The sequence below is a fragment of the Parabacteroides sp. APC149_11_2_Y6 genome, assembly GCF_054506995.1.
Genome location: NZ_CP173709.1, coordinates 4678525 through 4691826, shown reverse-complemented (window position 1 = coordinate 4691826; position 13302 = coordinate 4678525). Strand labels below are relative to the sequence as shown.

At 38.3% G+C, this 13302-nt stretch carries 9 protein-coding genes; 1 reads left to right on the top strand and 8 read right to left on the bottom strand.

Annotated elements, in window-relative coordinates:
* Window positions 1–8: 8 nt before the first annotated feature.
* Window positions 9–1289: an AGE family epimerase/isomerase gene (locus tag ACGE0T_RS19240; RefSeq protein WP_459188185.1), complete on the bottom strand. Its 1281-nt coding sequence runs from the start codon at window positions 1287–1289 to the stop codon at window positions 9–11.
* 252 nt (window positions 1290–1541) lie between these two features.
* Here ACGE0T_RS19240 and ACGE0T_RS19235 point away from each other — a divergent pair, with 252 nt between their 5' ends.
* Window positions 1542–2753, top strand: a complete 1212-nt coding sequence (locus tag ACGE0T_RS19235; protein WP_459188184.1) for an ROK family transcriptional regulator — start codon at window positions 1542–1544, stop codon at window positions 2751–2753.
* Between the two features lie 83 nt (window positions 2754–2836).
* On the opposite strand, the gene ACGE0T_RS19230 is transcribed toward ACGE0T_RS19235, so the two are convergent.
* From ACGE0T_RS19230 to ACGE0T_RS19200, 7 genes are all read right to left on the bottom strand, one after another.
* Window positions 2837–3910: a DUF4855 domain-containing protein gene (locus ACGE0T_RS19230; protein WP_459188183.1), complete on the bottom strand. Its 1074-nt coding sequence runs from the start codon at window positions 3908–3910 to the stop codon at window positions 2837–2839.
* A 2-nt stretch (window positions 3911–3912) separates the two neighbouring features.
* Complete coding sequence (locus tag ACGE0T_RS19225) at window positions 3913–5388, bottom strand: family 16 glycoside hydrolase (RefSeq protein ID WP_459188182.1); 1476 nt, start codon at window positions 5386–5388, stop codon at window positions 3913–3915.
* 78 nt (window positions 5389–5466) lie between these two features.
* On the bottom strand, window positions 5467–6702 hold the full coding sequence (locus ACGE0T_RS19220) for a DUF4998 domain-containing protein (RefSeq protein ID WP_459188181.1): 1236 nt from the start codon (window positions 6700–6702) through the stop codon (window positions 5467–5469).
* An 18-nt stretch (window positions 6703–6720) separates the two neighbouring features.
* A complete protein-coding gene (locus ACGE0T_RS19215) occupies window positions 6721–7977 on the bottom strand; it encodes a DUF4959 domain-containing protein (RefSeq protein WP_459188180.1) in 1257 nt (418 codons plus the stop codon).
* Window positions 7978–8002: 25 nt separating this feature from the next.
* On the bottom strand, window positions 8003–9856 hold the full coding sequence (locus ACGE0T_RS19210) for a RagB/SusD family nutrient uptake outer membrane protein (RefSeq protein ID WP_459190517.1): 1854 nt from the start codon (window positions 9854–9856) through the stop codon (window positions 8003–8005).
* A 92-nt stretch (window positions 9857–9948) separates the two neighbouring features.
* Window positions 9949–10821 carry a hypothetical protein gene (locus ACGE0T_RS19205; RefSeq protein WP_459188179.1) on the bottom strand — a complete coding sequence of 291 codons (873 nt, stop codon included), beginning with the start codon at window positions 10819–10821 and terminating at the stop codon, window positions 9949–9951.
* Complete coding sequence (locus ACGE0T_RS19200) at window positions 10763–13138, bottom strand: SusC/RagA family TonB-linked outer membrane protein (protein WP_459188178.1); 2376 nt, start codon at window positions 13136–13138, stop codon at window positions 10763–10765. Before ACGE0T_RS19200 ends, ACGE0T_RS19205 begins: the two co-directional genes overlap by 59 nt.
* Window positions 13139–13302: the final 164 nt, after the last annotated feature.

Sequence of the window (13302 nt, the reverse complement as noted above, 5' to 3'; positions counted from 1 at the left end):
ATCGGATTTTATTTCTTGTGTTCTAAAATTTCTTTACAAAGCAAATGGGATTTCATCAGCATCCGGGGAATATGGAAAGGGCCTTTATACATATTTCCTTTAGCTGGTTGTGAAAGGGTCCCGTCGTAATGGAAATATCCGTACCATTCGCCGTATTCTTTATCCGGAAAACGGCTATAAGTATATTCATTAATCAGTTTATGCATTTCCAGATACTTTTTATCTCCTGTCGCTTTGTAGGCATATAAAGTTCCGATAATGGCTTCACACTGTGGCCACCAGAACTTCATATCATGCCAATATTCTTGTTGCGGGCGATTCTTGCAGTCCCGGAAATAAGAAATACCTCCGTAAGTTTTATCCCAGCCCCATTCCCAGGCCCAGTCTAAAATAGTAAGTCCCATTTGTGTAAGTTCCGGATCCCAGTTTCTGTATTGTGCTTCTTCCAGGATAAACCAGGCTGTTTCGATGGAATGTCCCGGGTTAATGGTTCGTCCGGGTATGGAATCGATGAATTCTCCGTTTGGTCCAACTGTTTCAAGGATGGCTTTGAATTCCGGTTTCATAAAATCATGGCGGAGTTCGGCTATAGATTCATCTATTTGCCGTGTCAGGACCTCGTCCTTTATGGCTTCTCTTATACGGGCTGCTGTATCGATTAGAATCATACAAAACGAATGCCCTTTGGCTACAAAGCCTTCACGGAATTTGGGTTCTAATAATCCCGGAGTATTTTTATAATGCAAAATTTGCTTGAAGAGTTTTATGGCTTTTTCTGCATAACCGGTATCTCCGGAGGCAATAGCATACTGTGCCATAGCAATAGCTGCAAATGTTTCGGAGAATACATATCTGCGTTTGCGTACAGGGATTCCTGTTGCTGTTACTTCGTAAAACATGCGTCCGTCTGTATCAAAACAATATTTTTCAATAAAATCGATTCCGTTTTTACAGGCTTTGAGCCATGTTTCATTTTTTTCGATGTTATTGTAGGCATAAGCAAGGATAAAGGCGAATCGTCCTTGAAACCATACGGATTTATTTGTATCTAATAGTGAGCCATCCCGGTCGAGACAAGTAAAATAACCTCCATTTTTCTCATCAATGCCATATTTTAGCCAGAAAGGCATAATATCATTTAGAAAGTCGTTTTTGTAGGTCTCTTCCCAGTAGCTAAGATATTCGGAGGGTTGGGATATATTTATTTTTGCTTTTGCTTTTGTTGTGGTTTCTGCCGTGTTCTGAAACGGACCAAAAGATGCTTCGGGTAATTCTTCGATTTTTTTCATCTTATGTAGTATTTAATGACTTTTGAATTGTATGATTTAAATATAATGCAAATATAAATAAAATATTTTATTAATATACTCTGTGTTTTATTAAATAGTTTTGTAATTGTGCAATTTTGTGTTTTTTTCTTTGTTTACAGGGCTTGGTTAGATAAAAAGAAGCATTATTGGAAATCTTTCTCTATATAGATGTATATTGAAATTAATTTAGTTATTTTGTGCGAATAATGTCTTGAATATAAAAATAGGGCCATGAATACAAAATTTCTTACAGAAACGGATTGTTCCCGTAGTGAATTACTTAAAAAGAAGATTATACATTTTTATATAGCCAATGGAGATGCCACAATAGCTGAGCTTTGTAAAGAAATGGATTTGAGTATTCCGACTGTAACAAAGTTGGTTGGTGAGTTACAAGATGATGGCTACATACTGGATTTCGGAAAGCAGGAAACCAGCGGAGGGCGTAAGCCTAATATCTACGGACTTAATCCTGTTTCCGGTTATTTTGTCGGTGTAGACATTTATGCCAATAAATTAAACTTTGCAGCGGTTGATTTTAAAGGAGAAAAGTTGAGTATAGAGGAAAATATACCTTATACATTGGAGAACACTCCGGCAGCTTTAGATACATTATGCCAGTTAATTAATAATTTTATAGATACTTTATCTGTTCCCCGTGAAAAGGTTCTGGCTGTCGGAATAAACATTTCCGGGCGTGTTAGACCGATGTCGGGATATAGTTACAGTATTTTTTATTTTGAAGAGAAACCTCTTTCCCAGATTCTTGAAGATCGGATAAAGATTAAGATTTATATAGAAAATGATACCCGTGCCATGTTATATGGAGAATATATGCAGGGGATTGTAAAGGGGGAAAAAAATATTCTGTTCGTCAATATGAGTTGGGGACTGGGATTGGCTATTTTGATTAATGGCGAACTCTATTATGGAAAGTCCGGCTTCTCCGGTGAGCTTGGTCATTTCTGTTTCTTCGATAACGAGATATTATGCCATTGCGGAAAGAAAGGATGTCTTGAAACGGAAGCATCCGGTTCTGCCTTGTATCGTAAGCTAATGGAGAAATACAGGGAAGGAAGTAGTACGATTCTCTCAAAAAAAATAGAAAATCAGGAAAAGATAAGCATGGATGATCTGATAGAAGCTATCCAGAAAGAAGATGTTCTTTGCATAGAGATATTGGAACAAATGGGCTTGAATCTGGGACGTGGAATAGCAGGTCTTATGAATATTTTTAATCCGGAACTGGTCGTATTAGGAGGTGCATTCTCACAAACGGGAGAGTATTTAAGCCTTCCGGTTAAAAGTGCAATCCGTAAATATTCTCTTAATCTGGTGAATCAGGATACTGAAATGAAAGTTTCTAAATTGGGAGAACGGGCTGGCGTGTTAGGTGCATGTTTGTTATCGAGAAGTAAAATACTGGGAATGATACATTATTAAATAGGTCTATATATTATAGAAGGTCGAAATGGAGATAGTTTTATTTCGACCTTCTGTATTTTAATAAGCCCCAATAAGAAATACTATTTCTTAGCTTTCTGTCTTTTAATAATGATATTTGCTAATTGGTAGTAGAGGGTAATATCTTTTTCCGAACCGTTTCTTAATGCATAAAGACCGCTTCCTCCCTGATAATAGGCTATATCGGTCTTCTCAAAAACCTGATTACGTTCAAAACCATCGATATATGCTTGCATACGGGATGCTTTTTCTTTCAATGCCGATTCGTCGAATTCAAACTCCATAGACATACCATATTGACGAGCCAGTGCACAAGCTTCATCAATCCGGGAATCAGGTATATTTGAATTGAAGAAGTGGTTAGGTTGTAAATAGGCTTTGTCGAAGCCTAATTCTTTCCACGTACTATATCCGTCGGATTTAAAGTATGGAATCCAATAAAAAGATTGATCGGCTTCATGAATATAATCAGCTATCTGTTTTACAAATGTCCGGGTATGGGTTGCTTCTTCTGCTAACCAATAGAATCCTTCCAGTTCGATATTTTTAAGACGGGCTTTCTCGAAACGGTCAGAAATGAATTCTATATACCATTTGCAGGCTGCGATACGGTCTTTGTCATTTGAAAAATCAAGATTCTTCCCGTTCAGTTCCCCCCAGTTTTTTTGATTTGGAATAGGTTCCGGTAATGACAGAACAATTTTTCTCTTTTTAGGAAGTTTTCCGCATATTGATTTTGCATTTTCAATACAGTCATTTAATGTACAAATACTTTTCCCGGGAGTTAGGTATTTGTCGATTAGCATGATCCAATCCTCTTTTGTCGCTGGGGTTGAACGATAGCCTGAGGCAAATCCACAACGATTTCCATCAAAAATTTCTAGAAAAAGAAAGCCGTCAAACAACCAATCGCCTCCTTTGCCGTCTTGACGGGGAGCATACACATAGGGTTGAAATTGCTTTTCATTCCAGACCTCTTTCCGGTGAGAACCCCCGTCATAGATTAATACCATGTCTCGGATAGTACCTTTAGGGGCATAGCTTTCCGGTTGAGCCAGAGATGTAGCCGTATCCTTACTTGAAGAGCAAGAAAACAGGCACAATAAAATAGATACGAATATAAATATGCGATTCATTTTTAATTTAGTATTTTTATTTTAATGTTGCGGAACCATACATCATCACCATGATCCTGAAATCCGATATATCCTTCCCGTTCTATTCCTCCGCAGTTGCTCATTAGGTAGTATGCATCGGCCCATTCTTTTACATTGAATTTACTGTTTTCCAGCATTTTTACCCATTCAGGAGTTCCTATTGTATATTCAACTACTTTTTTCCCGTTTTGATAGTGGGTTATTTGTCCGTTGTTTACTACTATTCTGGCTTTATTCCATTCGCCAAACGGTTTTGCGTTCTGGGGATTGGCAGGAATCAGGTCATATAAAGACGCAGCCTTTCTGTTGCCGTCTTTCCCTAACTTGGCATCCGGATGATTTTCATTGTCCAACAATTGATATTCCGGAGTGGATGCTACCGCATATTGCCCGGGAATCTCCTGGACTATATAGAGGATTCCGGAGTTCCCTTTTTCTGCTATTTTCCATTCCAGCTCCAGTTCATAGTTTTTGAATTTATGGGCAAAAATTATATCACCTCCTTTTCCCTGTTTTTTACTATCGAACTTCAATGTGCCATCTTCTATCTTCCATTTTTCAGATAAGTTTTCGGAGGCATAACTTCTCCATCCATTCAGAGAGGTTCCGTCAAATAATGTTATATATCCTTTTTTGTCTTTCTTATAAGTAGATAAATCTATTTGGGGATAATTTATAGGGGTATATTTTTCCGTATATTCCTTAATCATTTGTTTCAATAATAAAGGTTTATCTGTTGTGATATAATCTACTCCCATACCGATCATACGTTTCATCATAACAGGATCGTCAACCGTCCACACGTTGACCTGGAGCCCATTATCATGTGCCTCATTCACTAAGTTCAAGTTTTTAGTGAATGCAGAAAAGTAGTAGTCTGGCCCTGTCATCCCCCATTCTTTTAGCTGAGCAGGAGAAGCATCCCCATTCAAATAATATACATTTGCAGCAGGGCGTCTTCTGACTAATTCTTTACATACATCTTTACTAAAAGCGATATAGTCTGTCCGGATAGCTAGTTCCTGTTTTTCAACGGCATTGATAATATCATCCACTAATATTTTAACTGACTCAGGATTGGAATTCCCGGTTTTTATTTCCAGAATTAGCCGGAGCCCTGGACAGTTTTTTGCATGCACTAAATACTGGTCGAGTGTAGGTAATATTTCTCCGTTAGAAAGTTTACAGTTTTTTATTTTCTCATATGGGGAAGTTTCGATAGGAATTGAATTTATTTCTCCATCGTGGTGAACAACTAATACGCCATCCTGAGTTCTCCAAACATCGAATTCAGAACCGTAGCATCCAATCTCGTGAGCCTTGTAAAGTGAACTTAGGGAATTTTGAGCAGAATTTTCCGTTTCCCAAAAACCTCGATGCGCTATGACCTTTGTTTGCGCAGTTGTTGCTAAAACAAGAATTGAACATAAAACACTGATAAATACTTTTCTTTTCATGATATAAATGTTATTAAGGGCCTTTCTGGTATGGATTTATTTAAATAATCCATATCAGAAAGGTTACGAATTTAACAATTAATTCGGATATTTCCAGAAGGTTACTTCAGAAATGCTGAAACTGCCGTTACTTCCCCATACTTCTGATACCTTAATCCTGTAAAAGCGAGCTGAAGGTACGGATGTGTATTCGGTATAGATATTATCTCCTAAAGGATATTCACGAGCCATATCGGCCGTGGTATAGGCTGAGTTATCTGTTGAACCGATTTTTACCCAGTTGTTCCATCCTTCTGCTGCAGTAGGTATTCCGGTTCCGGTATATGCCCACAGTTCTGTCTTTTTGGGGCATGCCCGCATATATGGCCAGTATAGTCCGGAACGGTATCTTGCTACTTTTACGGGGCGGGATAAATCGACTGTCAGCCATGCCGGTTGTGCCGGTAATGGTCCCTGGGGCTCGAAAGATCCCCAACCGGCTTCGTCACCCCAAGGTGTTCCCTGATCATTCTGGTTAAATGTTTTTCCCCATTTGCCGTCCCATAGTTTATCCCATTGATTGTTATTGGTGCTATCAAAACCATCAACATAACCGGAAGCATATGGTTTCTGCATTTCCAATATGAGCTTTGTCGGATCTAACTTTATTGTGGTTTTCGATTCAAATGTGTCTATTGCATAGGGCTCAGGTACAAACAACGTCGCAATTTCTATATCGTTATCAATATTGACTTGTGTCAGAACTGTTTCAGAATCCACATTAGAAACCTCGACGATTTTTCTATTTTTCTCTAAATCAGTGTATGTAAGCCGTATACCGGCTGAATATAAAATAGAATCACCCCACATAATTTTTACATCACCATGATCACTTGCAGCTTCATAATCTGTTATGGTTCGATTACTCAGCGCACTTGAATAGCGGGACCCATATGTGCGTCCTACCAAATGAGAAGGTACGGATTTATTATCGAATTTATCATAAGTATATATTTCAAAGTTGTATATATTCTCCGGTAAATTTTCAATCTGCGTATTGACGATATTATCTGTTAATGAATTTCTGTCAATATCTACTATTACAGAATCTTTCAGAAGATTCCAGTAAACGATTGCTTTGTTTACATTTGGATCCGGACCTAATGTGAATTGAATTTGCAAGCGTTCTTTTCCTGCAAAATAGGTTACGTTATTCGCTTTTCCCGGATATCGTAATTCCCCTTCCGGTGCAAACTGCAACGGGTCGATTTCTCTTTCACATGCGCAATTCAGAAGTAAAGAAATGAGGTAAAATAGTTTAATAATATTTTTCATAAAATATAGATGTTTGGATTATTGAATAGGTTGACCATATACAGTTATTTCTGCTAAGTCGAGAGTCATTTTACCGTTCCAACTTTCTACTGATTTGATACGGATATAGCGTACAGCTTCTGAGGGTGGAGTTAACAGAGCAATATCTCCAGCTTCCCAACTTGTAGCATCATCTTCTGGTGTTCCTCCAATAGTTGAGGGTTTTACATTTTCAATTTCAGCCAGCAGGGTCCAATTATGCCAAGCTCCCATATTATATTGGATATTATTCTCATCATAATCTAATAATCCGTATAATTCATATTTTTTCGGAGCATGATTATCAAACGTCCAATAGTGGTTAAAGCGAACTCTGCTGATATTAACCAATTGGCCAAGATCTATTGTGACAGCTCCCGATTCATTTAAAGTTGTATTTTCATAAAATGCTCCATGACTCCAGTTGGTGCCACCATCAGTATATGGGTTCTGGAAATCTTCCGACCAGTGTCCATCCCATAAATTCTCAGGTTTTTCATACGCCGAAGTTTTATGTTCCGAATCATGCTGTAAACGCACAGCTTTGAATTTACTTTTATCAAACATGATTTCCAGGATAGGAGTAATATCTGCATAGACCGTGTCTGAGTAATGATCCCAACGGTCTCGAATGAAAATACCGAATTTTTGTGGTTCTGCTTCATATCCCCAAAATAGGACACGACCTTCTTTTTTATTAGAATAATAGGAATCTTCTTCGATAAACTGACCATCTATTACACGCCCGATAAAGAATGCTAACTCAGCACCGGTTTCATTGTCGTATCTTACATCAACGCCTCCTAATCCATCTTGGAGAGTTAATGTTTCAAGTACCTTCATATATGGAGGAGTCAGTGGTTCTATGTTTACTGATAGCGGTTCGGATTTTATTCCGCTTTTGTTTACACTATAGAGTAAAACTTCCTGTTTCTTTTCTGTTGCTAACCCTGTTATAGAAATAGTATCTCTATATACTGACGATTTGAAATTGAATATATTACCTTCTGGAGTGTTGACAATGGCTTCTATATAAGAGAGTTCCCTGTCTTCCGGAAGCGAATAAACCAAATCTGCACCACCAGGAGTGGGAATGATCTGTACATCTGTTACTTGACTGGGAACATCACCTCCTTCATTGATCGGTCCGTGCTGTTTATCATCACAACTTATAAAAGTTGTAGCAAGGAGAACACTTAATATATATAGATAACTAAGCGTTTTATTTGTATATAAATGAATGCTTATTTTCTTCATAATTGTTATTGCATAAATTGTTTAATTACCATCCTGGATTTTGAACTAAATTCGAGTTTCTCAATGTGGCATTTAATGAAAGAGGCCATAAATAGTCTCGGGGAGAAACGAATGTTTGTTCATATATTTTATTAATTTGATAGTATTCAGCCGTAGTTTTCCCAAATATATTCCATCCTTTTACATCTTTATTGAGGAATGTTGCTGCTTTTTTCCATCTTTTCAAGTCCCAAAGACGATGTCCTTCAAAAGCAAGTTCTATTTCTCTTTCCTGATGAATAATTTCTCGTAAGCCATCTATGGTATTCGGTTTATTCGGATTTGTTGAATACTTGTTCCATGACTCTTTTATACCTTTCAAACCGACTCTTGCTCTGATATCATCCAGTTGACTTATGGCTTCATCTCCGCGTCCTACTTCATTTAAGGCTTCTGCATAAAGAAGTTTCAGGTCGGCTAATCGCATTTCCGGCCAAGAATAGAAACGGGTAGTTGCGCCATTTTGGCTGTGACTGTATTCCCAGTTTATAATTTTCCGTATCCAGTAACCGGTTTCTGTTCTCCAGTTCATAGAGGTGGCAAGCCCATTCTGGTCGTTAAATAATGTCCTGATTTTATGTGCATTTTCTTCTACAGGCGTATTTTTCATATAAACAACACAACCATCAAACATAAGGCTTGCATAAAAACGATTTTCCCTATTTTGATTTAATAATGCTGTGGGATATCCTTCTATCAGATTATATGCCTGGTTATTGTCTGTTGTTGCTACAGTATATCTTTGATTATACGGCCATGTTTTATCTTCTTCAATAGGTACTCCGTTTTTAGTATAGAAGCGTTCTACCATATTGAGTGTCACCGAAAAGCATGAACTTTGAAAACTGTTTTTAGTTCCTTCTATCATTTGAGGGACGGAAGCCTCCGCTTGCAGAACTATATTCTGGTAGCTATCCGTATATCTACCCCAAATTAATTCTTTATTAAAGCGGTCTGTTATTGCTCCACGGAAATTCATCTGGTATTGTGTCGGATCGTGTAAATCATTAACTTCTTTAAAAGTATATAATTCTATCCCCGGAATATTATCCATAGCATCTTTACATGCAGCAACTGCTTTGTCCCATTTGGTTGCATCATAGTCCTGAGGAAATAACAGGACTCCATCTTTGTCGGCAAATCCTTTGTAATCACTGTTCCCATTGAATAAAGGGCTTGCGGCTGTTACCCATAGTTTTGCTTTTAACATATAGGCTGCACCTTTGGTAACCCGGCCTGCTTCTTCTGCTGTATTTTCAATGATTAATGGTAAGTCTTCTGCCGCTTTGTCTAACAGACCGGAAATGTAATTTACAACATCATCCACCGGATCTCGCTTTACAGCGACTCCTTCAATGTCTGTACTTACAGATAGATTTGTATCGGTAATAGGAATCGGTCCATACATTCTAAATAGGATGAAATGGTAGTAAGCCTTAAGGAAATTGGCTTCTGCAATCCAACGCGCTCTGGTGATAGCATCCAGCTCCGGAACTCTTTCCGGTTTATTTATTTCTTCGAGAAATGTATTACAATCTCTGAGAGCTTTAAACGTTTCTCCATCCCAATAGTTTTCATAAGGTGCATTTATATTTTGTTCACCTCTGGCTATCCTGATTCCCGGGCAATTGTTATAATGATTGTTGTATGCATAGGTCCATACATCATCACCTCCGAAAAATGTTAGTGATCTCATATTATCTCTGTGCACGATTGGAGCATAAGAATACAAAGTTGCCAGATATCTTTCTGCCTCCTTCTTATTTGCAAATATATTGTCAATATTTGCAATATTATCGGGTGCGACATCCAGATAGTTACTACATCCGGATAATTGCATTGTCAATAGGCATATGAATGTGATCTTAAAACAATTTTTTAAGTTCTTTGTGATATTTAATTTAGTGATATTCATTTCAGTATATTTTTAAATTAGAAGCTTAGCTGAAGTCCGAGGTTGAATGTCCTTTGAAGGGGGTATCCCATTCCATTTCCTTTCATTTCCGGATCCCACATTTTAAACTTGCTTATTTTGAATAGGTTGGAGCCACTGGCATAAAGTCTGAAACCTTCTATTTTAAGTTTTTGTTTGACCCACCTGCCCTTAGGTTGATATCCGAATTCAAGTGTGCTGAGTTTCAAGAACGAGCCGTCACGAAGCCACCAGGTTGAATTTCTGTTGTTGTTTGTTATTTGTTCTGTTGAAAGGCGAGGGAAAAACGCATAAGGATTGCGATTTTCTTCAGACCAATGGTCCTTTGCTACAACATCTAACAAACCGTTTTCCTTACCATTTGCTTTTATAAAAGGAGTGATGTTAGCTGACTCAATCATAAAAGAGGTTCGTGCGATACCGGAAAAGAAAGCGCTTAAATCAAAATCTTTATATCCCATGGAGAATCCGAAACCATAATTGATTTCAGGTTCTGTAGGATATCCCATAGGTACCAAATCATTGTCATTTATAATTCCATCATCATTAATGTCTCGGTATTTGATATCACCTGCCATATAGTCGCCGAACTGTGTTGGGGAATTGTGAACGTCTTCCTCATCTATGAAGAGTCGTTCGGCTACTAATCCCCATATTGTATTCCATGGGTATCCGATTTTGGATCTATAGCTTGTTTCTGAAGGATAGTTAGGTTCTTCATATACTGAAGTTTTATTTCGGGCGAAAGTAAATGTCCCTCTGATACTTGCCCAGAGATCTTTTGTGAAAGATTTATTGAAGTCAACGGAAAGTTCATATCCGTGGGACTTCAACTCTCCGATATTGGCACGTACTGCAGTACGTAATCCCATCGATGATGGGATTACGTACTGCAGTACGTAATCCCATCGATGATGGGATATCATTTCTATTCAATAAAATATTTGTACGACGATCGTTGAAGATATCAAATTCAATATTCAATGCATTGAATAATCCGATTTCCCATGCCAGATTGGATTTATAAGCTTTTTCCCACGTGATATCAGGATTAGCATAGCGAGATATTGCAACAGTCTGGAATGTTTTGCCATAGTCTGTTCCAAATTGTATTGTGCCAGAATTCATATTCATCATGTTTAAGTAAAAGAAACGCTCTTCTCCATAATCAAACCAGTTCGTAAGTTCATCATTACCAACAAGACCATAAGAATAACGGACTTTTAATTTATCAAGGAAGGAGACTTCTTTTAAAAATGCTTCATTTCCTATATTCCAAGCGATACCTGCAGACGGAAAGAAACCCCATCTGTGATTTTTATCAAATCTTTCGGAGGCGTTGTAACCAAAGTTGAATTCCGCCAAATAACGGTTGTCATACCCATAAGTTAGACGGCCGGATAAACTGACATTTCGTTGAGGAAGAGAACGTTCCAGACCGCCTGCATTGGAAAGTTTCTTTTCACGAATGTAATAGATTAATGTACCGCCTACGCTATGGAGATCGTTGAATGTATGGTCATATACTAGTGAGCCTTCGATCCAGTCCTCGTTCCAGACTTCTTTTCCTCCTTCACTGTAATTCAGGTAATCACGTCCTGTTGTTTCATTTAAAGGAACAACCTCTTTTATTTGCCCTTTATTTTCACTGTCTTCTACTCCCATATAATAAAAAGGAGCGATAGACCTGGATAGAGAACTTTTAGTGCTTCGTTTGGTGTATGCCATCAGACGTGCCTTCAACCCTGGAAGGATGAAATCAAAATCTTGACTTAACTCAAATTGAGCAGTGAAGTTGGCTGTATTCTCTTCACTATATCCGGAGAGTGAAGAGGCATAAGGATTATAGTAAAGATCACTTTCTGACTGGGAATTTCCACTCATATGAGCATTACCGAACAGGGGATGGCTAATCCAGGAGCGGTAGGATTGCGGATAAATAGCCGGAAACATCACCGGGTTGGCTTTCAGCATACTTTTGAAAACATCACTTCCTGAACCTACGGACGGGCCGTTCAATGAATCAAAAAGTCCATTAATCCTGACAGACGCTTTTGTACTCTTGGTTAATGAAATATCGATGTTAGACCTTATTTCCAGGCTCGAACTTGTTACGTTTGAGTTGAAGTCGTTCGTATCATGGGTTTTCAACATACCGTTATCATGGCGGTAAGATGCCGATAAATAATACTTGGCAATATCTCCACCACCAGACACATTCATATTGACCCGGTGATTGATACTATGGTCGCGTATCATAATTTCACGCCAGTTATTATTGGGGTATAATAAAGGATTTGCGCCTTGTTTGGTTTTCTCTATTTTATCGTAGTCATAGATGCGCTGTCCGCCTCTGGTTAAAGAAGCCTCATTGGCTAATTCCATATAACTGATATTGTCCGCAAGATTGAAGTCTTTGGCATTTGTAGACAATGATGTTTCATAACGTACATTGAATTTTGTTTTCCCAACGATACCGCTTTTGGTAGAAATCAAAATAACGCCGTTTGCTCCGCGGCTACCATACATAGAGGTTGCGGTTGCATCTTTCAGGATAGAGAATCCTTCGATATCATCGGGCTGTATTCTTGCCAATTCTGTAGTGGTCGATTCGATCCCGTTAATTAAAATCAAAGGATCTACTTTTCCTGTACCGAATGAACCGACACCACGGATAAAAAATTGCGCGTTGTCTCGTCCCGGTTCTCCGGTAGTTTGATAACTGATAAGGCCCGCAACACGGCCGGAGAGCATGGTTGTCAGGTTGCTACTCGGACCTTTTAACTCTTCAGGCCTGATTGTTGAAACCGAACCTACAACCGTTTTCTTCTTTTCCTTACCCCAGGCGGTAATAACGACTTCTTCCAGTAATTCGGCATCAGCCTTTAATACGATTTTCAATTGGGTACTGTTTTTAACCGGGACTTCCTGTGCTTCATAACCAATGTAAGAGACTACTAATATATCCGTGGATTTGGCATTCAGTTTGAATACTCCATCGAGATCGGTGACGGTACCTACCGTAGTCCCCTTAATCATGATATTGGCCCCAATAACGGGTGTGGCTCCATCTTCGTCAAAAACGGCTCCCGTTATTTCTTTAATGTTTTGAGCAATTAGGCTACAAGGAATGAGTATCAATAAGCAGATGTTTCGTATCCTTTTAAGTAGCTTGTTAGGTGTTTTCATATTCTTATAATAGTAAAGTTTAATAAATCCTACACGGTAATTTTATAATTCAATGCTAGTTTGTCATTCTAATAAACCGGTCTTTATCCGGAGACTCCCGTATCTGTCAAACGGATACAGTGTGTTTCAAAAAGTTTCTATGGGATGAAACTCGGAGTTTCAAA